General features: G+C 72.4%; 18 protein-coding genes and 1 pseudogene. 13 read left to right on the top strand and 6 right to left on the bottom strand.

Translation table 11 applies throughout. From position 1 onward, the window contains the following. Positions 1-38: 38 nt before the first annotated feature. Positions 39-803 carry a CTP synthase C-terminal region-related (seleno)protein gene (locus OG858_RS35545; protein WP_319064516.1) on the bottom strand — a complete coding sequence of 255 codons (765 nt, stop codon included), beginning with the start codon at positions 801-803 and terminating at the stop codon, positions 39-41. A gap of 97 nt (positions 804-900) precedes the next feature. On the opposite strand from OG858_RS35545, the gene OG858_RS35550 reads away from it, so the two are divergent. Continuing rightward, positions 901-1,773 carry a LysR family transcriptional regulator gene (locus tag OG858_RS35550; RefSeq protein WP_086750569.1) on the top strand — a complete coding sequence of 291 codons (873 nt, stop codon included), beginning with the start codon at positions 901-903 and terminating at the stop codon, positions 1,771-1,773. A gap of 232 nt (positions 1,774-2,005) precedes the next feature. Continuing rightward, on the top strand, positions 2,006-2,632 hold the full coding sequence (locus OG858_RS35555; protein WP_319064518.1) for a PDZ domain-containing protein: 627 nt from the start codon (positions 2,006-2,008) through the stop codon (positions 2,630-2,632). Positions 2,633-2,648: 16 nt separating this feature from the next. Here the strand turns inward: OG858_RS35555 and OG858_RS35560 are convergent, their stop codons facing one another. After that, positions 2,649-3,404 (bottom strand): phosphodiesterase, encoded by a 756-nt coding sequence (locus OG858_RS35560; protein WP_319064576.1) that lies wholly within the window; start codon positions 3,402-3,404, stop codon positions 2,649-2,651. A gap of 271 nt (positions 3,405-3,675) precedes the next feature. Here OG858_RS35560 and OG858_RS35565 point away from each other — a divergent pair, with 271 nt between their 5' ends. Together OG858_RS35565 and OG858_RS35570 are read left to right on the top strand one after the other, a co-directional pair. Further along, positions 3,676-4,836: an aminopeptidase P family protein gene (locus OG858_RS35565; RefSeq protein ID WP_086749693.1), complete on the top strand. Its 1,161-nt coding sequence runs from the start codon at positions 3,676-3,678 to the stop codon at positions 4,834-4,836. 48 nt (positions 4,837-4,884) lie between these two features. Next, positions 4,885-5,826 carry an aminoglycoside phosphotransferase family protein gene (locus OG858_RS35570; protein WP_086749692.1) on the top strand — a complete coding sequence of 314 codons (942 nt, stop codon included), beginning with the start codon at positions 4,885-4,887 and terminating at the stop codon, positions 5,824-5,826. Between the two features lie 353 nt (positions 5,827-6,179). Here OG858_RS35570 and treZ read toward each other — a convergent pair whose 3' ends face one another. Continuing rightward, on the bottom strand, positions 6,180-7,925 hold the full coding sequence (gene treZ, locus OG858_RS35575) for a malto-oligosyltrehalose trehalohydrolase (protein WP_086749691.1): 1,746 nt from the start codon (positions 7,923-7,925) through the stop codon (positions 6,180-6,182). A gap of 241 nt (positions 7,926-8,166) precedes the next feature. Between treZ and OG858_RS35580 the strand changes: the two genes are divergently transcribed. From OG858_RS35580 to OG858_RS35590, 3 genes are all read left to right on the top strand, one after another. Continuing rightward, positions 8,167-8,718, top strand: coding sequence for a DUF1707 and FHA domain-containing protein (locus OG858_RS35580; RefSeq protein WP_037700379.1), 552 nt, complete (start codon positions 8,167-8,169; stop codon positions 8,716-8,718). A 193-nt stretch (positions 8,719-8,911) separates the two neighbouring features. Beyond that, positions 8,912-10,234, top strand: a complete 1,323-nt coding sequence (locus tag OG858_RS35585) for a M14 family zinc carboxypeptidase (protein ID WP_319263769.1) — start codon at positions 8,912-8,914, stop codon at positions 10,232-10,234. Next, positions 10,231-10,680 (top strand): SSI family serine proteinase inhibitor, encoded by a 450-nt coding sequence (locus OG858_RS35590; RefSeq protein WP_319064520.1) that lies wholly within the window; start codon positions 10,231-10,233, stop codon positions 10,678-10,680. The genes OG858_RS35585 and OG858_RS35590 overlap by 4 nt, the downstream gene beginning before the upstream one ends. A 121-nt stretch (positions 10,681-10,801) precedes the next feature. On the opposite strand, the gene treY is transcribed toward OG858_RS35590, so the two are convergent. Further along, a complete protein-coding gene (treY, locus tag OG858_RS35595; RefSeq protein ID WP_328544067.1) occupies positions 10,802-13,141 on the bottom strand; it encodes a malto-oligosyltrehalose synthase in 2,340 nt (779 codons plus the stop codon). Positions 13,142-13,340: 199 nt separating this feature from the next. Further along, positions 13,341-15,470 (bottom strand): glycogen debranching protein GlgX, encoded by a 2,130-nt coding sequence (gene glgX, locus OG858_RS35600; protein WP_328544066.1) that lies wholly within the window; start codon positions 15,468-15,470, stop codon positions 13,341-13,343. Positions 15,471-15,798: 328 nt separating this feature from the next. Between glgX and OG858_RS35605 the strand changes: the two genes are divergently transcribed. From OG858_RS35605 to OG858_RS35615, 3 genes are all read left to right on the top strand, one after another. Continuing rightward, positions 15,799-17,046, top strand: a complete 1,248-nt coding sequence (locus OG858_RS35605; protein ID WP_319064522.1) for an SAV2148 family HEPN domain-containing protein — start codon at positions 15,799-15,801, stop codon at positions 17,044-17,046. A gap of 148 nt (positions 17,047-17,194) precedes the next feature. Then, on the top strand, positions 17,195-17,917 hold the full coding sequence (locus OG858_RS35610) for a 3'-5' exonuclease (protein WP_086754530.1): 723 nt from the start codon (positions 17,195-17,197) through the stop codon (positions 17,915-17,917). Beyond that, positions 17,914-18,399, top strand: coding sequence for a GNAT family N-acetyltransferase (locus tag OG858_RS35615; protein ID WP_319263763.1), 486 nt, complete (start codon positions 17,914-17,916; stop codon positions 18,397-18,399). Before OG858_RS35610 ends, OG858_RS35615 begins: the two co-directional genes overlap by 4 nt. Positions 18,400-18,411: 12 nt before the next feature. Here OG858_RS35615 and OG858_RS35620 read toward each other — a convergent pair whose 3' ends face one another. After that, entirely contained in the window at positions 18,412-19,275 is an 864-nt protein-coding gene (locus tag OG858_RS35620) for a phosphotransferase enzyme family protein (protein WP_327725218.1), read from the bottom strand. Positions 19,276-19,417: 142 nt separating this feature from the next. Between OG858_RS35620 and OG858_RS35625 the strand changes: the two are divergent. The 3 genes and pseudogenes from OG858_RS35625 to OG858_RS35635 form a co-directional block, all read left to right on the top strand. After that, positions 19,418-19,869 (top strand): annotated as a pseudogene (locus tag OG858_RS35625) (carbohydrate ABC transporter permease); the annotation flags it as partial. A gap of 84 nt (positions 19,870-19,953) precedes the next feature. Continuing rightward, the gene (mgt, locus tag OG858_RS35630; protein ID WP_328544065.1) at positions 19,954-21,195 is read left to right on the top strand and encodes a macrolide-inactivating glycosyltransferase; all 1,242 of its coding nucleotides are present in this window, start codon (positions 19,954-19,956) and stop codon (positions 21,193-21,195) included. 241 nt (positions 21,196-21,436) lie between these two features. Next, positions 21,437-22,381: a CDP-alcohol phosphatidyltransferase family protein gene (locus tag OG858_RS35635; protein WP_319064526.1), complete on the top strand. Its 945-nt coding sequence runs from the start codon at positions 21,437-21,439 to the stop codon at positions 22,379-22,381. Positions 22,382-22,469 lie beyond the last annotated feature (88 nt).

Consider the following 22,469-nt stretch of genomic DNA (forward strand, 5'->3'; position numbering starts at 1 on the left):
CCCCCGTCCGAGGCGCGCCGTCCCCGTTCCCGTCCGGGTCACGCCGGCTGGGGCACCGCCGCCCGGGTCGCGTGCTCGACCGCGGCTCGGGCGAACGCCCGCACGACCGGGTGCGGACGGCTGCCGTCGCCGGCCAGCTCCGGCTGGAAGAGCGTCGCCAGGAAGAAGGGGTGGCCGGGCAGTTCGGCGATCCGGACGTGTCCGGCCTCGTCGCGCCCGGAGAACCGCAGCCCGTGCGCGAGCAGGGTGTCGAGGTGACGGGTCGGGCCGTACGCGCAGAAGTACCGCTCGACCGACCGCTCGGCGTTCATCACGGACTGCGCGAGCGAGCCAGGCTCGACGACGACCGTGGCCTCGTGTCCGATCAGGGAACAGGCGAGCGGCTCGATGAGGAAGTCCTCGGCGTCCGGCTCGGTCTCGGCGTGCGCGACCCGGGTGAGCCCGCACTCGTGCCGGGCGTACTCCAGCAGCGCGTGCTGGAAGCCGCCGCACGTGCCCAGGAACGGGATGCCCTCCTCCCGCGCGGTCCGGATCGCGGAGAGCACCCCGGCCTCGCTGCGGTACGGGCTGCCCGGCACCACCCACACCGCGTCGAAGCCCCGCACCGCTCCCTCGTCGGCAGCGGCGTCCTCGGAGGGGATCCAGTACGCGTCGAGGACGAGCCGGTCGCGCCCGGCGAGGGCGTCGAGGAGGAGCGGGATCCGACTGTGCGAGACGACGTCGGGGGAACGGTCGCCGACGAGGGCGAGCCGGGCGGATCGGGCGGTGGCGGAGGAAGCGGGCTGAGCCGCGCTGTGTGTCATGCCCGTCATCCTGGGCGCGATGCCGACTTCACGTCCAACGATGATTCCTGCACCTCTGATAAGCATTGCTGATGGGCCGGTGCGCGATCCTGTGCGCATGGATCCGCATCTGCTGCGTACGTACGTCACCGTGGCCCGGCTCGCCTCCTTCTCCGAGGCGGCCCGCCAGCTGGGCTACACCCAGTCCGCGGTGTCCCAGCACATCGCCGCGCTGGAACAGGACCTGGGCGCCCCGCTGCTGACCAGGCGCCCCGTCGTCCCCACCACGGCGGGCGAGCGGCTCCTCGAACACGCCGGCCCCCTGCTGCTGCGCCTGGACGCGGCCCGCGCCGACGTCGTACGGATGGCGGCCGCACCCGAGCACGGACTGACGCTCGCCGCGACCCCGACGGCACTCGGCCCCCAGGCGGTCGCCGCGCTGCCCGCCGCCGGGGTGACCCTGCGGACCCTGGCCCGCGACGACATCCCGGCTGCCGTCGCCACGGGCACCGCGGACCTGGGCCTGGTCGACGGGCTCGCCGCACCCAGCGACCCCCTCCGGCTCCCCGACGTGGCACCCCTGACCACCCGGGGCATCGGCGAGGAACCCGTCTGTGTGCTCCTCCCCGCCGGGCACCCCCTCGCCCGTCGCCCCGGACTTCGCCTGGCCGACCTTGCCGACGCCCGCTGGCTCGACGCGCCCGGCGCGGGCCTCCCGCTGGACCGGCTCCGCGCTGCGAGCGGCACCGGCGGTGTCCGCACCGCCCTCCGCTACGAGGGCACCGACCTGCGGACACTGACGACCCTCGCCGCCGCCGGACACGGCCTGACCGTCCTGCCCCGCGGCTTCGCAGCCGACGTCCCCGGTGCGGTCGCCGTCCCCCTGGTCGAACCGCGCCTCGTGCACCGCACGGAGCTCGTGTACGGCGGAACCCCCCGCGGAGGGGCCGCGGCCCTGGTGCGGGAGCTGACCGGGCCGCAAGCGATGTGAGTCCTCGGTGTGACGGCTCGGTGTGAGCCCTCGGTGTGAGTTCTCGGTGTGACGGCTCGGTGTGACACGTCGAAGTGATGGCTCGAAGTGACACCTCGAAGTGATGGCTCGAAGTGATGGTTCGGTGCGAAGGCTCGACGCGAAAGTTGGATGTGACGGAGCGTCAGTCTCACTCTTTCGTGGCTCGTCGTGCCGTGGTGCGCCGGGTAGGTGTCCGGCCGGAGGCGACACCATGGAACAGACCGCGTTGCGACCCAAGCCCATGCCGGGCCAGGAGTCCGGTGGCGGCCACCCGTCCGGCACCGCCCGGCGCCCGCACGCCGCACCCCGCCGCGCCCGGCAGCGACTGATCACCCTGCTGTTCGCCCTGCTCACCTGCGCGGTCCTCGTCCTGTCGGGCGTCGGGCTCGGCACGATGGGCGCCACGGTGATCGGCATGAGCAGACTCGCGGAGCTGCGGGCGGGTGCGCCGGGCGGACCGGAGGCTTCCACCGGGCCGGGCGAAGGCGGTCGCTCGCGGTCGAGTCGCCCCAGGTCCTCGCCAGGGAGCGGCAGTTCGATCCCCGCGGCCACGGCGTCCGCACGCCCCGCCCTCGGCGTCGAAGTGGTCGACGCCCCCGGAGACGCCCGGAGCCGAGGCGCGCTCGTGGCCGGTGTCCATGTCCCCGGCGCCGGCTACACCGCGGGCCTGGTCCGCGGTGACGTCGTCCTGGCCCTGGGCGGGAGACGGACCGGCACGGCGGCCGACCTCGCGCGGGCGATCGGCGCCGCCCGCCCCGGAACGGCGCTCAGGCTCGTCGTGCGCCACGCGAACGGCACCCGTCAGTACCTGGTGGCCGTACCCGGAGTCGTCACCTGACGCGTGCTTTCCGGCCCTAGGCTGCGACCCGGAAGTGACTCGTCAGCCGTCCCTCGTCGTCCAGCACATGGAAGGCCAGGCCGGGCGGTGCCTCCCGGTCCGCGACCTGGTCGCCCTCCCAGGGCAGCCGCAGTGTCCAGGTGACCCCGGGGCCGGCGACCAGCGGGCGCCCGGCGAACGTGGTCGCGGCGGGCGTATGGGCGTGTCCGGTGATGATCCCCGCGATCTCCGGCCGGCGCCCGAGCAGTCGGTCGAGCTTCGAAGGCTGGCCGAGCCGGTACGCGTCCGGCAGCGGGTGGTGCAGTGCCACCGGCGGATGATGGAAGGCGAGCAGCACCGGCCGTTCGCCGTCGAGTCCGTCGAGGGTCTCCTCGATCCACGTGTACGTCTGCGCGTCCAGCTCGCCCTCGTCCCGGCCGGGAATGCTGGAGTCGCACATCAGTACGGCGGCGTCCGTGAAGACGTGCGCACTGTTGACCGGCCCGTCCGCGGGCGGCTCCCCGAGGAGCGCCTTGCGGTAGGGCGCCCGGCTGTCGTGGTTGCCCGGGCAGGTGAGCACCGGGAAGGGTGCCCCGCCCTCCCGCAGCCCCAGGATGCGTGCAGCCTCCTCGTACTCGGCCTCCGTGCCGTGGTCCGCGATGTCCCCGGTCACCAGCAGCGCGTCCACCCGCCCCGGCAGCCCCCACAGCAGATCCCGTACCCGCTCGGCCCGCCGGGTCGCCCGGTCGCTCCCGTCCAGATGCAGATCACTGATGTGCGCGAGTACGAGCATCGTCGTACGCCTCCTAGGGCGATGCATGTCCTAATGGAACAGTCGCATACAAGCATTAGTGCTAACGGATGGGCAACCCTCAATCATTAGCGGGAGTGGGATGCGGGCTCTCCGGGGGCGTGCTGCTGCCCGGGGTCCGGCTCGTCCACGTGAGCCGACACCGGAGGCGTACGACAGTTGACGTCATGACTCAATCGGCTCGCGTGTGCCGCGGCGGAGGGGCAGGATGCTGCCCGTAGGCCCAGGGAACTCCGAGCAGACGGAGGCATGGATGACCGGCACACCCGACGACGGGCCCGCGACCGTCACGACCGAGGCCCTGCCCGCGCCCTTCACCGCCGGCGACTACCGGGCCCGGATGCGGCGCGCCGAGCGGGCCGCCGCGGACGCCGGGCTGGACGGGCTGCTGGTCGCGCCCGGCCCGGACCTGGTGTGGCTGACGGGGCACCGGCCGCCGGAGACCGAGCGGCTGACGATGCTGGTGCTGCGTGACGGCGAGGACCCGGTGCTGGTGGTCCCCACCCTGGAGGCCCCGGACGCCGCCGCGGCACCCGGCGGCCCCGCGCTCGCGCTCCACGACTGGACCGACGGCAAGGACCCGTACGAGGCGGCCGTCTCCGTCCTCGGCCCGCGCGGCCGTTTCGGCGTCAGCGACAACACCTGGGCGCTGCACCTGCTCGGCCTGCAGCGGCGGCTGCCCCGGACGACGTACGTGGCGCTGACCGAGACCCTGCCGATGCTGCGGGCGGTGAAGGACACGGCCGAGCTGGAGCGGATGGCCGCGGCGGGCGCGGCCGCCGACCGGGCGTACGAGGAGATCCGGCAGGTGCCCTTCGCCGGGCGGCGGGAGGCCGAGGTCGCCGCCGATCTCGCCGGGCTGCTGCGCCGGTTCGGGCACTCCCAGGTCGACTTCACCATCGTCGCGTCGGGCCCGAACGGCGCCAACCCGCACCACGAGGCCGGCGACCGCGTCATCCGCCACGGCGACATGGTCGTCCTCGACTTCGGCGGCCTCAAGGACGGCTACGGCTCCGACACCTCCCGCACGGTCCACGTCGGCGAACCGGCCGCGGAGGAGCGCGAGGTGCACGACATCGTGCGGGCCGCCCAGGAGGCGGGGTTCCGCGCGGTACGGCCGGGCGCGGCCTGCCAGGACGTCGACCGGGCCGCCCGCGCGGTCATCACCGACGCCGGATACGGCGACCGCTTCGTCCACCGCACCGGGCACGGCATCGGCGTCACCACCCACGAACCGCCGTACATGATCGAGGGGGAGGAGCGTCCCCTCGTGCCCGGCATGTGTTTCTCGGTCGAACCCGGCGTCTATCTGCCGGGCCGTTTCGGCGTACGGATCGAGGACATCGTGACGGTGACCGAGGACGGCGGGCGACGCCTCAACAACACCGCGCGCGAGATGGCGGTGGTCGAGTGACCGACCACGTACCCTCGCTCCTCTGAGCCCCCGGACGACGGCGCGACCATGACCCAGGCACCGACACCCACCGCGGACAGCGTCCGCCGACTGGTCCGTTCCCTGTTGAAGAACGGGGAGGGCCGGCCCGGCGGTGGCAAGGGCGGCGAAGGACCCGAAGTGCGGCCCGTCGCCGGGGACGACACGCACGGCACCTGGTGGGTCGGCGCCCGCCATGTGCTGCGCCTCACCACCGACCGGCACGGAGTCGGACGGCAGAAGCGTGAACTGCGGCTGCGGGACGTGGTCCGTCCGCACATCGGCGTCGCCGTCCCGGTGAGCGTCGCGCACGGTGAGTGGTCCGGCGGCCTCACGTACACGCTCGACACGAGGCTGTCGGGCGGTACGGCGGAGGAGCACGACGTGTCCGCGGTCGGCGAGGCCGATCTGGCGGCGCTCCTCACGGGGCTGCGCGAGGTGCCGCTGCGGCAGGCCGAGCCGCTCGGGGTGCCGCGGCTGGCCCCGCGCTCGCTGGAGGCGCTGCGTACGGCGGCGGGGCGTGCGGCGCGGTTGCTCGCCGAGGCCGACGAGTTCGACGCGGGGCGGCTCGGGCAGTTGACGTCCGCGAGTGCCGCGCAGCTGACGGCGCCGGGCGCGGTGCTGGTCCATCACGGACTGACGGGCGACCACCTCGTGGTGAGCGCGGACGGCCGGGTCCGTGGCGTCCTCGACTGGACCGACGCGGTCATCGGTGACCCCGCCGAGGACATCGCCTGCCTCGCCACGGCCGTCGGCTCCCCGGCCGCCGTCCGTGCGGCCACCCTCGCGGGTTACGGCGCCCGCCCGTGTCTGCGCGGCCTCTGGCTCGCCCGTTGCGACACGGTCGTCGCCCTCGCGCAGGGCTTGCGGGGCCGGGGCGCCGCGCCGCTTCCGGTTCTTCGGGATCGGCTGCGGCGGACGTGGGAGCCGATTCTGCTGGAGCGGGTGACGGATCTGCGGGGTGAGGACTGAGGGGCGCCCAATAGCTCGGGGCTGCGTGTTGGGGGGCGACCGCGGGTGGGATGTGGCTGATCGCGTGGTTCCCCCGCGCCCCTGAGGGGCTGCGGCCTTTCGGTGTCGGCCTTCTCGTCTGTCCGCATGGCTGCGGGCTGCGTGTTGGGGGGCGATCGCGGGTGGGATGTGGCTGATCGTGTGGTTTCCTGCGCCTCTGAGGGGTTGCGGCCTTTCGGTGTCGGCCTTCTCGCCCGTCCGCATGACTGCGGGCAGTCGTGCCGCTGGGGCGGCACGGGTGGGCGCGGCGGTGCCCTGTCAGCGCCGGTAGGCGCCTGCCACCCCTGCCCGGCCCCAGCCGCCGGGTACGCAGGTCACGCCACCGTCAGCACCACGCACGACTCCCCGCCCAGCGTCAGCACCCCGTCCGCCCCCGGCGCCGCCACCGGATCCCAGGCCGCCAGCACCCGCGCGTGCGGGACCCCGACCGGAATCTCGGCCGGGGACTTGCCGAGGTTCATCGCCACGCGCACATCCCCGCGCCGGAAGCCGAACCACCGGGCCTCCTCGTCGAACGCGACCTTGACGTCGGAGAGGTCGGGGTCGGACAGGTCGGGGAAGGTGCGGCGGAGGGTGATGAGGGTGCGGTACCAGGCCAGCATCCGGGCGTGGGGCTCACGCGCCGGCTCGGACCAGTCGAGGCAGGAGCGGTCGCGGGTCGCCGGGTCCTGGGGGTCGGGGACGTCCTCCTCGGCCCACCCGTGCGCCGCGAACTCGCGGCGCCGCCCCCGCCGTACCGCCTCCGCGAGCTCCGGATCGGTGTGGTCCGTGAAGAACTGCCAGGGCGTGGCCGCCGCCCACTCCTCGCCCATGAAGAGCATCGGTGTGAACGGGCCGGCGAGCACCAGCGCGGCCGCGCAGGCCAGCAGCCCGGGGGAGAGGGCGGCGGCGAGACGGTCGCCCTGGGCGCGGTTGCCCACCTGGTCGTGGGTCTGGGTGTAGCCCAGCAGTCGGTGCGCGGAGACGCTCGTACGGTCCAGGGGCCGGCCGTGGCGGCGCTCCCGGAAGGACGAGTACGTGCCGTCGTGGAAGTAGCCGCCCGTCAGGGTCTTGGCCAGACCCGCCAGGCCGGCCCGCGCGAAGTCCTCGTAGTAGCCCTGCGCTTCACCGGTCAGGGTGGTGTGCAGGGTGTGGTGGAAGTCGTCGTTCCACTGGGCGTGCAGGCCGAGCCCGCCCTGCGCGCGCGGGGTGACCAGGCGCGGGTCGTTCAGGTCCGACTCGGCGATGAGGAACAGCGGCCGGGCCACCTCGTCGGCGAGCGCGTCCACCGCCGTCGACAGTTCCTCCAGGAAGTGCAGGGCGCGGGTGTCCTTCAGCGCGTGGACCGCGTCCAGCCGCAGACCGTCGAGGCGGTAGTCGCGCAGCCAGGCGAGCGCGCTGCCCAGGAAGTACGCTCGCACCTCGTCCGAGCCGGGCGCGTCCAGGTTGACCGCCGCGCCCCAGGGTGTGTGGTGCCGCTCGGTGAAGTACGGGCCGAAGACGGGCAGGTAGTTGCCGGAGGGGCCCAGATGGTTGTGCACGACGTCGAGCACGACTCCGAGGCCCAGTCCGTGCGCCGCGTCCACGAACCGCTTCAGGGCCTCGGGGCCGCCGTACGGCTCGTGCACGGCCCACAGCGAGACGCCCTCGTAACCCCAGCCGTGCGTCCCGGGGAAGGGGCACAGCGGCATCAACTCGACGTGGGTGACGCCCAGTTCGACGAGGTGGTCGAGGCGTTCGGCGGCCGCGTCCAGTGTGCCCTCCGGGGTGTACGTGCCGACGTGCAGTTCGTAGAGCACCGCGCCCGGCAGTCCGCGCCCGGACCACGACGCGCGCCACGCGTACCGCGCGTGGTCGACGACCGCGCTCAGCCCGTCGGGGCCGTCGGGCTGACGGCGCGAGCGCGGATCGGGCAGGACCGGGCCGTCGTCGACGGCGAAGCCGTAGCGCGTGCCGTCCGACGCCTCCGCCTCGACGGTCCACCAGCCCGGCCGCTCCGGATCGCGCTCCATCGCGTGCGCCGCGCCCGCGCGGTGGAGCGTCGAACGGTCGGCCTGCGGTGCCCACACCTCGAACTGCACGGACGGTTCTCCCTCGGCTGCCGGTCATGATCCTGGGTAGTCAGGGGGCAAGCCGCTCCGGGAAGGCACGGACACGCCCCCGGAACCGCTTGTCGTCCATCGTGCGGCAAACGAGATCGCCGCGCGGACGGATCGCCGCTTTTGCCCCGCGAGTCGCCCCGCCCGTCGGCCATGTCCGGGGATGGTCACCGTTTACGGCCTGTCTGGACACCTCCGGCTCCCCTGACCGACAATCACACGCGTGACGTCGTCCTTCGAGTTCCACACTTACCCCGCGCGGTTGTCGGACGCCGAGCGCGACCGCGCGCTGAGGGCGCTCCGTGACGGCGTCGCACTGGGCCGCCTGTCGCACGACACGTTCATCCGGCGGATGGAGCTGGCCCTCACCGCCCGTCGTTCCGACGAACTCGCCGCGCTCACCGCCGACCTGCCCATCGAGAAGCGCTGGTCACGGCTGGTGCTCGGCACCGTCGGGGCGGTCTCCGGCTTCGGTGTGAAGCTGCGCCGGGCCTGGCAGGCCGAGCGGCTCCCCAAGCTCCAGCTGCCGCACCCGGCGAGCGGTCACGACCTGCGCATCGGCCGGGACCCGGGCAGCGGGCTCCGGCTCAGCCACGAGACGGTCTCCCGGGTGCACGCCGAGCTGAGCCGGCAGGGCGGCCTGTGGATCCTGCGCGACCTCGGCTCCACCAACGGCACCACCGTCAACGGCCGTCGGGTGATCGGCGCGGCCGTCGTCCGCGACGGCGATCAGGTGAGTTTCGGCCGCATGAACTTCCGTCTCTCCTCGGAATGACCTTCCGACCGTTCCCCTGACAAAGCTCTGGCCTGGGATTTACGCAGCGAATTTGTCAACTTCCCTTCCGTTCCAGGGTGTTGACGTGCGTTCTCGGCCATGACTGACTGTGCTTACACGATGCACACCAGGTGAACCGACGGCACCACATTCGTGGAGGTGTGCCCTGCCGCCACTCCTCCGCTATCCGACCGTGGACGAGTTGTCCGCCCGTGCCGCGGCGCTCGTCTCCCGACATCCGCACCGCGCCCGACTGTGCCGCGTGGGCACCTCACGGGCGGGCACGCCGATGTGGCTGCTGTCCGTCGGACGGGGCAGCCGCCACACCCTGATCGTCGCCGGCCCGCACGCCAACGAGCCCGTGGGCGGCGCCACCGTCCTCCGACTCGCCGAACGGACCCTGGCCGACCCCCGGTTGAGCGACGCCGCCGACATCACCTGGAACCTGCTGCTGAGCCTCGACCCCGACGGCTCCCGCCGCAACGAGGGCTGGCTGTCCGGCCCTTACACCCTCGGGCACCACTTCCGGCACTTCTTCCGCCCCGGCTTCCTGGAGCAGCCCGAGTGGCTGCCCGACGGCGCCGCCGCGGCCGTCCTGCCCGAGACCCGCACCCTGCTCGACCTCCAGGACGAACTGCGGCCCTTCTTCCAGTGCTCACTGCACGGCGTCGACGTCGGCGGCGGCTTCGTCGAGCTGACCCGCGAGCTGCCGGGCCTCGACCGGCGCGTCGCGTGCACCGCCGCCCGCCTCGGCATCCCGCGCGAGCTGAGCCCGTACGACACCCTGTACTGGCCCCGCCTCGGCCCCGCCGTCTACCGAATTCCTCCCCCGCGCCGGGGCGACCTGGCCGCCGCCATCACCGAGGCCGCCGTCGAGTCCACCTGGTACCACCCGCACCGCTACGGCACGGTCACCGCCGTCGTCGAGGCACCCATGTGGGGGGTCACCGCCGTCGAGGACGCCTCCCCGTCACCCGACGCCGACGCCGTACTGCGCCGCGTCAGCCACGCCCTGCGCCGCGACACCCGGCTCCTGGAGGGCATCCTCGCCCGCGTCCGCCCCTCGGTGAGCGGCGGCCCCGACGCCGCCCGGTTCCTCGCCCCGGTCGACGACTATCTACTGGTCGGGCCGGGCCTCGCCGACTCCTGGGACCCCGACGTCCACGACGGCGCCGCCCGGCCGCTGCCCCCGTTCGACACCGCCCGGCTCACCACTCTCGCCATCTCCGGCCGCCGGGTCGCCCTGCGCACCGCCGGGCTGCTGCACCAGCTGGTGACCCGCGCCGGACGCGACCCGGCCGGCGTGCTGCCCGAGCTGGACCGGCTCATCGACGAGTGGTGCGCCGACTACCGCGACGGCTACGGGGCGCGCTGGATCCCCGTCGCCCGCCAGGCGGAGTACCAGACCCGCGTGGTCCTCGCCGCGTTCGACCTGGCGGCCCGGCGCCCGCGCGACTCCCATTCGGGTGAGGGGGAATGGAGTTCCGAGCCCGCCGTGCCGATGCACCGGGAATGACGAACCCCATCCGCGCGGTACGCGCCGGCCTGCTCGCCGCACTCGCCCTTCTCACCGTCGCCGCCTCGGCCCCCGTCCGGGCGACCGCCGTCCAGGGCGACTGGCTCTACGTCTCCCTCACCCGCGTCGACGCCCGCACCCCAGACACCCGCGTCGACGCCGGCTCCTCCGACACCCACTCCTCCGACACCCGCAGCACCCTGCTCCTCTGCGATCCGCCCCAGGGGCACGGCCGGGCCACCCAGGCCTGCGCGGAACTCCGCCGGACCGACGGCGACATCACCCGTATCCCCCACCGGAACGCCATCTGCACCCAGATCTACGCCCCGGTCCGAGCCACCGCGGAAGGCCAGTGGAACGGCCACCAGGTCGCCTACGAACAGACCTTCGCGAACGCCTGCGTGATGACGGCCAGAACAGGTTCGGTGTTCGCCCTGTCGGACTGACGGCCACCGGCCTTTCCAGGGGCGCGGGGCTGTGTCGATCTGCGGCTCCGCCGCGTGGGCGCGACAAGCCGCGACACACCCCGCACTACCGCTGCCCGGGCCACCGGTGGCGCGTTTCCCGTCACCCGGCAGGGGAGTCGCCGACCCGCTCCAGGAGCACGACCGGCAGCGTCTCGAAGAGCTCCGCCACCCGCACGGCGCCCGTGAACTGCCGCCCCCCACCGACCACATCGGCCCACCGCCCCTTCGGCAGCGTCAGCCGGGTGTCCCCCCAGCCCCCGGCCTCCGCCAGCCGCAGCGACAACCGCGTCACAGCCGTGATCACCTCCCCGGACCGCGCGAAGGCCACACAGTGCCCGGCCCCGGGCCCGTCCGCCGACAGCGCCGTGTAGGTCGCCGCGTCCCCGAAGACCTCGGGCCGCCGCCCGCGCAGCCGCAGCGCGGCCGAGGTGAGCCGGAACTTGTCGGAATCCCCCTCCCGCGGTGCGAAGGGCCGCCGGTTGTCCGGGTCCACCAGCGCCCGGTACTCGCCCTCCGTCCCCTGGTAGACGTCCGGCACTCCCGGCATGGTCAGCTGCACCAGGGCCGCACCGAGCCCGTTCGCCCGCACATGGGGCTCCAGGGCCTCCCGCAGCGCGGCGACCCGGGTGTCCACGGCGGGCCCCCGCGCGACGAAGTCGGCCACCGCCTGCTCGTACGCCGGGTTCTGCTCGGTCCAGGAGGTGTGCAGCCCCGCCTCCCGCGCATGCTTCAGCAGGGCACCCTCCAGCCGCTCCCCGTCCGCGGGCCCGAGCCCGAACGCCGTCTGCCAGGCCGCCCACACCAGCTGCGGATCCGGTACACCGGCGCCGTCCCGTGTCACCTCCGCCAGCACATCGGCCCACCGCTGCGGGCACTGTGCGAGCACCGCGATCGCCGCCCGCACATCCGCGCTCCGCTTGGTGTCGTGCGTCGACAGGACGGTCCCCGTGGCCGGCCAGTCGCGCTGCACCCGGGCGCAGTAGGCGTGGAAGTCCTCCGCCGACACGGCCGGGCTCCCCGGGTCGCCGCCCACCTCGTTCGCCGACAGCAACGGCACATAGCGGTAGAACGCCGTGTCCTCCACCGACTTCGCCCGCAGCGCCGAAGAGGTCTGCGCGAACCGCGCCCGGAACTCCGCGTGCTCCGGCCCCTCACCCACCCGGCCCAGCACCAGATCCCGTACGGCGTCCACCGAGCGGGCCTCCTCGGGCACCACGAACACCGCACGCGCCTCGGCCGCGGCCTCCTCGGTGACGACGAGGGAAGCGTCCTGGGAGGTGTACGGCCGGTACACCTCCATCCGCGCGAGCAGCTCGCACAGCGCGGTGCGCAGCGCCCACGGGGCCTGGTCGCGCAGGGCGAGTTCGGGGGAACGCTCGCACAACCGGTGCGCGACCCGGGTGAGCCGTTCCACCTCGGCGACCAGCTCGTGCGTGAGCACCCGGTACGCGGCCCGCCGCACGGTCGACTCCCACTCGCCGCCCCGGTCGGACTGCGCGGCCGTGAACCGCCGGTACTGCCCCAGCAGTTCGCCCGCGCCCGCCGGATCCGTGAACAGCCCGTCGACGTGCCGCAACGCGTCGTAGCCGGTGGTCCCCGCGACCGGCCAGGCCGCCGGCAGCGCCTCCCCGTCGGCCAGGATCTTCTCGACGACGGTCCACCGCCCACCGGTCGCCTCGTGCAGCCGCCGCAGATAGGCGTCCGGATCGGCGAGCCCGTCGGGATGGTCGACGCGCAGCCCGTCGACGACACCCTCCTGAAGCAGCTGGAGGATCTTCGCGTGGGTCGCGTCGAAGACCTCCGGTTCCTCGACCCGCACCCCGATCAGCTCCGAAATGCTGAAGAAGCGCCGGTAGTTCAGCTCCGTCCGGGCCAGCCGCCACCACACCGGCCGGTACCACTGCGCGTCCAGCAGTTGCGGCAACGGCAGCTTCTCGGTGCCCTCCCGCAGCGGGAACGCGTGGTCGTAGTAGCGCAGCTCCCGCCCGTCCACCACGAACTGCTCGATCTCCGCCCCCAGCGGCCCCCCGAGCACCGGCAGCAGCACCCGCCCGCCCTGCGCCTCCCAGTCGATGTCGAACCACCGCGCGTGCGCCGACTCCGGCCCCTCCCGCAACACGTCCCACAGGGCCCGGTTGTGCCGGGGAGCCATGGCCATGTGGTTCGGCACGATGTCCACGACGAGACCGAGGCCGTGGGCCCGCGCGGTACGGGCCAGCGCCCGCAGCCCCTCCTCACCCCCGAGTTCCCCCCGCACCCGCCCGTGGTCGACCACGTCGTAGCCGTGCGCGGACCCCGGCACGGCCTCCAGCACGGGGGAGAGGTGGAGGTGGGAGACACCGAGGGAGGCGATGTACGGCACGGCGGCCGAGGCGGCGGAGAAGGGGAAGTCGGGCTGAAGCTGAACCCGATAGGTGGCGGCAGGCACGACAGAGGTCATGCAGTCCTACGTACCCGCCACACAAGGATTGGAGCGCCCTGACACGCAAGGACGCGATTTTTCGGGGGCGCGGGGCTGTATCGATGTGCGGCTCCGCCGCGTGGGCGCGACCAGCCACGGACGACCCGCACCCGGGAACGACACCACCCCTCACCCGGGAACGACAGCCACCCGTACGGCTAGTCCCGCGACCTGAGAACTACGTCGGCCTCCTGAACACCGCAAGACTCCGATCCACCAAGGTCACCCGGTCCCCGGCCGCCACCTTCGGCCCGTCCTCGGGAACCGCGTCCTCCCGCCCCGTGTCCACCACCATCTGCCACTGCGGCCCATGATTGACCGGTACCACGAACTCCAGCGGCCCCGCCGACGCGTTCACCATCAACAGGAACGAGTCGTCCGAGATCCGCTCCCCCCGAGCCCCGGGCTCGGAGATCGCGTTCCCGTTCAGGAACACGCTCAGCGCCCCCGCCTGGGCGGAGTCCCAGTCCCGCTGCACCATCTCCTCCCCCTCCGGCGTGAACCAGGCGATGTCCGACAGCTCGTCGTGCGTCCCTTCCACCGGCCGCCCGTGGAAGAACCGCCGGCGCCGAAAGACGGGATGATCCTTCCGCAGCCGGACCATCGCCCGCGTGAACTCCAGCAGATCCCCGAACGGCGCACCCCCGTCCCCGTCCTCCCCGGAGGGCCACGGCACCCACGACACCTCGTTGTCCTGGCAGTACGCGTTGTTGTTGCCGCCCTGCGACCGCGCGAACTCGTCCCCGTGGCTGAGCATCGGCACGCCCTGCGACAGCATCAGCGTGGCGATGAAGTTCCGCATCTGCCGGACCCGCAGCCCGATCACTCCGGGATCGTCGGTCTCGCCCTCGGCCCCGCAGTTCCAGGACCGGTTGTGGCTCTCCCCGTCCCGGTTGTCCTCGCCGTTCGCGTCGTTGCGCTTCTCGTTGTACGAGACCAGGTCCCGCATCGTGAAGCCGTCGTGGCAGGTCACGAAGTTGATCGAGGCCAGGGGCCGCCGCCCGTCGTCCTGGTACAGGTCGGACGAACCGGTCAGCCGCGACGCGAACTCCGCGAGCGTACGCGGCTCGCCCCGCCACAGGTCCCGCACCGTGTCGCGGTACTTGCCGTTCCACTCGGTCCACAGCGGCGGGAAGTTCCCCACCTGGTAGCCGCCCTCGCCGACGTCCCAGGGCTCGGCGATCAGCTTCACCTGGGAGACGACGGGGTCCTGCTGGACGAGGTCGAAGAACGACGACAGCCGGTCCACCTCGTGGAACTGCCGGGCCAGCGTCGCCGCGAGGTCGAAGCGGAAACCGTCGACATGCATCTCGGTGACCCAGTACCGCAGCGAGTCCATGATCAGCTGCAGGACGTGCGGCGACCGCATGAGCAGGGAGTTGCCCGTGCCCGTCGTGTCCATGTAGTAGCGCGGGTCGTCGGTGAGCCGGTAGTACGACGGGTTGTCGAGGCCCTTGAACGACAGCGTCGGCCCCAGGTGGTTGCCCTCGGCGGTGTGGTTGTAGACCACGTCGAGGATGACCTCGATCCCCGCCTCGTGCAGCGCCCGGACCGCCGACTTGAACTCCAGCACCTGCTGCCCCCGGTCACCCCAGGAGGCGTACGCGTTGTGCGGGGCGAAGAAACCGATCGTGTTGTAGCCCCAGTAGTTGCCGAGATCCATGTCGGCCAGGCGGTGGTCGTTCACGAACTGGTGTACGGGCATCAGTTCCAGTGCAGTGACGCCCAGCGCGGTCAGATGCTCGATGATCGCCGGGTGGGCGAGCGCCGCGTACGTGCCGCGCAGCTCCTCGGGCAGCCCCGGGTGCCGCATGGTGAGGCCCTTGACATGGGCCTCGTAGATCACCGTGTGGTGGTACTCGGTGCGGGGCCGCCGGTCGTCACCCCAGTCGAAGTACGGGTTGACCACGACGGAGGTCATCATGTGCGGCGCCGAGTCGAGGTCGTTGCGCTCCTCGGGCGCCCCGAAGTGATAGCCGTACACCTCCTCGCCCCACGTGACCGAGCCGCTGATGGCCCGCGCGTACGGGTCGAGAAGCAGCTTCGCGGAGTTGCAGCGCAGCCCGCGCTCCGGCGCGTAGGGGCCGTGCACACGGAAGCCGTACCGCTGCCCCGGCATCACGCCGGGCAGATACGCGTGCCGCACGAACGCGTCCGACTCGCGCAGTTCCACCGCCGTCTCGGAGCCGTCGTCGTCCAGCAGACACAGCTCTACTCGATGCGCGGCCTCCGAGAAGACCGCGAAGTTGGTACCGGCGCCGTCGTACGTGGCGCCGAGCGGATACGCCTGTCCAGGCCAGACCTGCATGGATACGACTCTTCCAGTTGTCGCGCGCCGCCGGGGGTGACTTTCGGGGGGAGTCTCCCCCAAACTGATGGAACCTCCTAGGACATACGTCTCTCCTGCCCGGCGATGGACACATCGTGACGCTTCGTGGGCCCCCGGTGTCGGGTCCTCACCGCCGCACGCTATGAATCAGCTCACTCCCGGCGCGGGGGCGGGCCGGAACAGCCGCGGCACGTGCGGTAGTTGAGAAACGACCTGTCCATCCGGCTGTATCGTCACCCGCTACCGGAGTACCCTTCCTTGATCGTTGAATAGGGGTGAACCCGGGGGAGCGGAAGGCGGTGCGCGGGTGGGCTCGGGAGGGCTGGAGCTGCCTCCTGGTGACGCGGGCGACACGGGTCACGAGGGGAACTCCACGGATGTCCCGCCCGGCGCGGTGTCCCTGGCACGGCCGATGGAGATGGGTTCCATCGGCCCGGAACTGGACTGGAACGCCGACGCCTGGCTCGAGGTGCGTACCCGCGCCCAGCGGGCCGGCCGCGCCTATATCTGGCTGAACCTCGTCGAGCAGCGGCTGCGCGCCGTGGTGGCCGCCGTGCTGCGGCCCATCTACGAGCCCGTCCACGGCGACGACTGGGTGGTCGCCGCCGCCGGACCCGCCGGACAGGAGTGGGTGCAGCGGGCCGTCGCGGTACGTGAGGTCAGCCGCCGCAAGGGCTATCTGCTGGACCCCGCCGACGACAACGTGCTCAGCTTCCTCACCCTTCCGCAGCTGCGCGAGCTGATGGTGCAGCACTGGCCCTGCTTCGAGCCGTACATCGACGAGCGGCGCGACGTGGAACTGGCCCTGGACGAGCTGGAGGTCACCCGCAACGTCGTCTCCCGCAACCGGGCCCTGTCCGAGGCCGTCCTCGCCCAGGCCGAGCGCGCCTCGGCGAAGCTGCTGGAGATCCTGGGCGCGGGCAGCGACGTGCCCTCCGCGCGCCGGCTGCCCGTCGACGCCGTCGAGAACCTCGTCGGCGACCGGTACGCGGACGTCGTCGGCGTGCACCCCGACCGGGTGCGGCTGCTGCGGCAGTTCCCCGCCGAGGACCTCTTCGGCGGCGCCCGCCGCCTCGACGCCATCGGGATAGGCCTGAACCTCCTCGTGCAGAACTTCTCCGGGCGGCGGCTGGTCCGGCTCGCCGAGGGGGGCTGCCGGGTCCGGCTGCTCTTTCTCAACCCCGCCTCCAGTTCGGTGAAGCGGCGCGAGCGCGAACTGGGCATAAAGCGCGGAGAGCTGAGCCGTGCCGTGGAGATGAACATCCTCCATATGCGCCGGGTCCGCTCCCGGCTGCGCGACCCCGGCGCCTTCGAGATCCAGGTCTTCGACGAGACGCCCCGCTTCACCGCCTACCTCGTGGACGGCGACGGCTCCGACGGTGTCGCGGTCGTCCAGACGTATCTGCGCCGCACCCGGGGCATGGAGGCGCCGGTCCTCGTCCTGCGCGGCGGCAGCCGGGTCCTCAAGGCCGACGAGAACGGTGAAGTCGGGCTTTTGGACACGTACCGCGAGGAGTTCGAAGTCGCGTGGGCGGACTCCCGACCGGTGTCGTGAACCGCGCCCGTCGCGAGCCGGTACCCGGTCGGGACCCGGGCCGTGACCGGGTGTCGCGGCGCCCGGCGGAACGCGGTCCTCGGATTGTCAGTGGCCCATGCGATGGTGGTGGTCACTGGGGGAAAGCACCACCGAGAAGGGGGCCAGCATGGGTTGGCACAGGCAGCTGCTGATCGGCTTCGACCTGGAGACCACGGGGACGGACCCGCGCGAGGCGCGTATCGTCACGGGCGCGGTGATCGAGGTGAAGGACGGGGAACCGGTCGGACACCGGGAATGGCTCGCCGACCCGGGCATGGAGATCCCGGCGGAGGCGGTGGCGGTGCACGGCATCACCAACGCCCGTGCGGTGGCCGAGGGCAGACCCGCCGACCAGGTCGCCGACGCCATCGCCGACGTCCTCGTCTCCTACTGGAGGACGGGCGTCCCGGTCGTGGCGTACAACGCGGCCTTCGACCTGACCCTGCTCTCCGCCGAGCTGCGCCGGCACGCCCTGCCGTCCCTGCGCGACCGGCTCGGCGGCCTCGATCCGGCGCCGGTCGTCGACCCGTACACGATCGACCGCTCCGTCGACCGCTACCGCCGGGGCAAGCGCAACCTCGAAGCAGTCTGCGGGGAGTACGGCGTGCCGCTCGACGCCGCGCACGACGCCTCCGCCGACGCCCTGGCCGCCGCCCGGCTCGCCCGTGCGATAGCCCAGCGCCATCCGAAGGTCGCCGCCCTCGGCCCGGCCGAGCTGCACCGCCGTCAGATCGACTGGTACGCCGAGTGGGCCGCGGACTTCCAGGCCTTCCTCCGCCGCAAGGGCAACCCGGAAGCGGTCGTCGACGCGACATGGCCGCTGCGCGAGCTGGAGGACGAAACGGTATGACGACCGCCGACATCTCCCTCCGCGACGTACGGGACAGCGACCTGCCGGTCTTCTGGCGGCACCAGTCGGACCCCGAGGCGCAGCGGGTCGCCGCCTTCACCCGGGAGTACCACCGCGACCGGGCGCTCTTCGACAGCCACTGGGAGAAAATCCGCGCAAACTCCGACAATCTGACGCGCACGGTGGTCGCCGACGGCGAGGTCGTCGGCAACGCCGCGGTCTTCGGGCCGCCGGACGAACGCCAGGTCACCTACTGGATCGACCGCGCCCACTGGGGCCGAGGCATCGCCACCGCCGCCCTCACCGCCCTGATCGATCTCGCCCCCACCAGGCCCCTGCACGCCTACGCGGCCGCCGACAACACCGGTTCGCTCCGCGTCCTGCAGAAGTGCGGCTTCGTCGTCACCGGCCACGACCGGGGCTTCGCCCTGGCCCGCGACGCCCAGATCGACGAAGCGGTGCTCATACTCCGGGCCGTCTGAGCCGGGCGCCGCTCAGAACGGATACCAGCGGACCGACTCGTCGCCCTCGCGCAGCGAGGCGACGCGGCGCTCGAACTCGGCGAGCGCCTTGGGGTTGCTCGGCGCGTGCTGGGCGACCCAGGCACAGCTGGCCGTCTCGCGGGCGCCGCGGAGGACCGAGCAGCCGTCCCACTCGCGTACGTCCCAGCCGTACGCGGCGGTGAAGGCCTCGTACTCCTCGGCCGGAAGCCCGTAGCGGTCGTGGGAGAGGGCCATGACGACGAGGTCGTGCTCGCGCAGGTCGCCGGAGAAGGTCTCCAGATCGACGAGTACCGGGCCGTCCGGGCCGACGTGCACGTTGCGGGGGAGGGCGTCGCCGTGGATCGGACCCGGGGGCAGGTGGGGCGCGAGGGCGGCCGCGGCTGCCGCGAAGCCGTCGCGGCGCTCGCGGAGGTAGGCCGCGTGAGCGGGGTCGACCGCGTCGCCGGCGAGGCGCAGCCAGCGCTCCACGCCGGCCAGCAGTTCACGGCGGGGCAGCGCGAAGGGAGGGGCGGGGAGGGCGTGGACCAGCCGTAGGAGTTCGGCCAAATCGCCGGGGACGGCGGGGCGTACGGGATCGGGCAGACGGTGCCACACCGTCACTGGGTGCCCCTCGACGAGCCGGGGCTCCGACTCGGCGGCCCGCACGGCCGGGAAGCCCGCCTCGGCGAGCCAGGCCGCGACGCCGAGTTCGCCGCGGGCCCGGTCCAGCAGTTCGGTGTCGCGACCCACCTTGACCACCAGGTCACCGGCGGCGAACACCGCGTTCTCGCCCAGCGCGAGCAGCCGGGCCTCCCCGGCCGCACCGGGCAGCACACCGGCCGCGCCCAGTACGTACCGCGCCCGTGCCTCGTCCATCCTTCGCCTCCGTGTCCGTACGGCCGACGCTCCCCTCGGGGCGTCAGGTTCACGCCGTTCACGGCCAGTCTCGCATTCGCACAGGTCGGAGCCTGTGTGCGGTGCCTTGACGCCCTTTCACGCCCTCAGCACCATGGCGGGCATGACCTTGGCGACCGCGAAGCCGAAACGCACGCGACCGGCCAAGCGGCGCGCCCCGGCGGACGGCCGGGAGCGGCGCCTGATCGACCACGGCGCCTGGTTCCTGGTGCTGCCCGCGCTGATCCCCATCCTGGTGCTGAGCGTCGGACCGCTGCTGTACGGGATCGCGCTGGCCTTCACCGACGCACAGTCCGGCCGGACGGAGCCCACCCGGTGGATCGGCACACTCAACTTCCAGGACCTGCTGCACGACTCCCTGTTCTGGGACTCGTTCCGCATCGGCCTGCTGTGGGCGGTCGGCGTGACCGTGCCGCAGTTCCTGCTGGCCCTCGGTCTCGCCCTGCTCCTCAACCAGCCCCTGCGGCTGCGCTGGCTGGCGCAGGCGCTCGCGATCATCCCCTGGCCATGCCCGAGGCGGTCGTCGGCATCATGTGGCGGCTCGTCTACAACCCCTGGGGATGGGACGGGTAGGGGTGGCGGGGCGGGGGCGGGAAAACTCATTGGACGATACGTATCGTCTCGCATAACCTGTCTCTCATGACCACCCCCACCTCCCACATCGCCATGTTCTCCATCGCCGCCCACGGCCACGTGAACCCGAGCCTCGAAGTGATCCGGGAGCTGGTGGCCCGAGGGCACCGGGTCACGTACGCCATTCCGCCGGCCTTCGCGGAGAAGGTGGCAAAGGCCGGTGCCGAGCCGAAGCTCTGGCGCTCGACACTGCCCGGCCCCGACGCCGATCCCGAGGCGTGGGGCACCACACTCCTCGACAACGTGGAGCCCTTCCTGAACGACGCGATCCAGGCCCTGCCGCAGCTCATTGAGGCGTACGAGGGCGACGAGCCCGACCTCGTGCTGCACGACATCACCTCCTACCCGGCGCCCGTCCTCGCCCGTCGCTGGGGCGTCAGGGCGATCTCGCTCTCCCCGAACCTGGTCGCCTGGACCGGCTACGAGGAGGAGGTCGCCGAACCCATGTGGGCCGAGCCGAAGAAGACGGAGCGCGGTCGGGCGTACTACGCCCGCTTCGAGTCCTGGCTGGAGGAGAACGGCATCACCGAGCACCCCGACTCGTTCGTCGGCCGGCCCGCCCGCTCCCTGGTCCTCATCCCGAAGGCGCTCCAGCCGAACGCCGGCCGCGTCGACGAGAGCCGGTACACCTTCGTCGGCGCCTGCCAGGGCGACCGCACGGCGCAGGGAGACTGGCGGCGTCCGGCCGATGCGGAGAAGGTGCTGCTCGTCTCGCTCGGCTCGTCCTTCACCAAGCAGCCCGACTTCTACCGCGAGTGCGTGAAGGCCTTCGGTGACCTGCCCGGCTGGCACATGGTGCTCCAGGTCGGCAGGCACGTCGACGCGGCGGAGCTGGGCGAGATCCCGGCCGGCGTGGAGGTGCGGGACTGGGTGCCGCAGCTCGCGATCCTCAGGCAGGCCGACGTGTTCATCACCCACGCGGGCGCCGGCGGCAGTCAGGAAGGGCTCGCCACCGCCACGCCCATGGTCGCCGTACCGCAGGCCGTCGACCAGTTCGGCAACGCCGACATGCTCCGGTCCCTGGGCGTCGCCCGCCATCTGCCCATGGAGGAGGCGACGGCCGAGACCCTGCGCGAGGCGGTCCTCTCTCTCGTCTACGACCCCGGCGTGGCCCGCCGACTCGAGGAGGTGCGGCGGGAGATGGCGGGGGAGGGCGGCACCCGACAGGCCGCCGACCTCATCGAGGCGGAACTGGCGGGCGGATCGGGGCGGAACCGACCGGCGGATCGAAGTGGCGCGGAAAAGTAGCGGATAGCGGGGCAAGCAGGATGGTTCCACTTTTTCCGTGAAGTCCCGGCACATTTTGGGTAACGGTCAGGTCATTTCATAACGCTGGGGTAACGCCTGGCCTGCGAGACAAACGCATTGACTCTGTTGCCGGGTTGGACCGTTACCCCCGCCGAAAGGTTGCACTCGGCGCTTCTTGTGCCTCGCGTGAACGGATCTCAAGCTGGGCGTGAACTCATTTCGAACGCCAGGAAGTTGACCCATGCGCCGAGACATACCCGACCTCGCTGAAGTGCGCCGCGTCACGCAGAAGAAGCGGGACGCATGGTGGACCGTGCTGCTCGTCGACCCGGTCGCCACACCGCTGGTGCGGCTCACCGCCAAGTACACGAGGATCACGCCCAACCAGCTGACCTGGGGCGCCTTCCTGCTGGGTCTGGTCTCGGCCGCCTGCTTCGCGCTGGGCGACTGGCGCTGGCTGATCGCCGGCGCCGTCGTCTACCACCTGAGCTTCATCCTCGACTGCATGGACGGCAAGGTCGCCCGGCTCACCGGCCAGGGCTCCGTGTTCGGCGCCTGGCTCGACTTCGTCTTCGACCGCGTCCGGGTCGCGGCGTGCTCGGTGGCCCTGATGGCGGGGCAGTACCACCGCACGGGCGAGACCTTCTACATCTGGCTGGCCGCCGCCGTCATCGGCTGCGACGCGCTGCGCTACATCAACTCCCTGGAGACCTTCAAGGTCCGCCACACCATGCGCAAGCAGATCAAGGCCCGGCTCCGCGAGGCCCGCCGCGCCGAGAACGAGCGGGAACTGGCCTTCATGGAGGACCTGCTGCGCGACAACCCCGAGGCCGACATCGAGCAGGACCTGCGCACGGCCACCGCCGAGGTCACCGAGGCCGCGCCGCAGACCCAGGTCGTCGACCTGCACCAGGAGTTCCGCCGCCGCTTCCCCGCCTATCTGCGCGTCCGGTCCTTCCTGCTGCGCCACCGCGTCCGCCCCCACCTGATCAGCGGCATCGAGTTCCAGATGGGCGTCTTCATGATCGGCCCGATCATCGACTCCGTGATGACGACGACCATCGTCTCCGGCGCCCTGCTGCTCGCCTTCGAACTCGCCATCGTCTACAAGCTGCTGCTGTCGACCCGCGACTTCACCCGCACCCTCGACTCCTTCGACCGGGGAGACGTGGCCAAGGCGGCCTGAGCCGCGCGGACGGACGCAGGCGAGACGGACGAGGGCGGACGCGGGCGTGGCCGGGGTGGTGTCTCCACCCCGGCCACGCCCGCGTCCG

Source organism: Streptomyces europaeiscabiei, from assembly GCF_036346855.1.
Classification (GTDB): domain Bacteria; phylum Actinomycetota; class Actinomycetes; order Streptomycetales; family Streptomycetaceae; genus Streptomyces; species Streptomyces europaeiscabiei.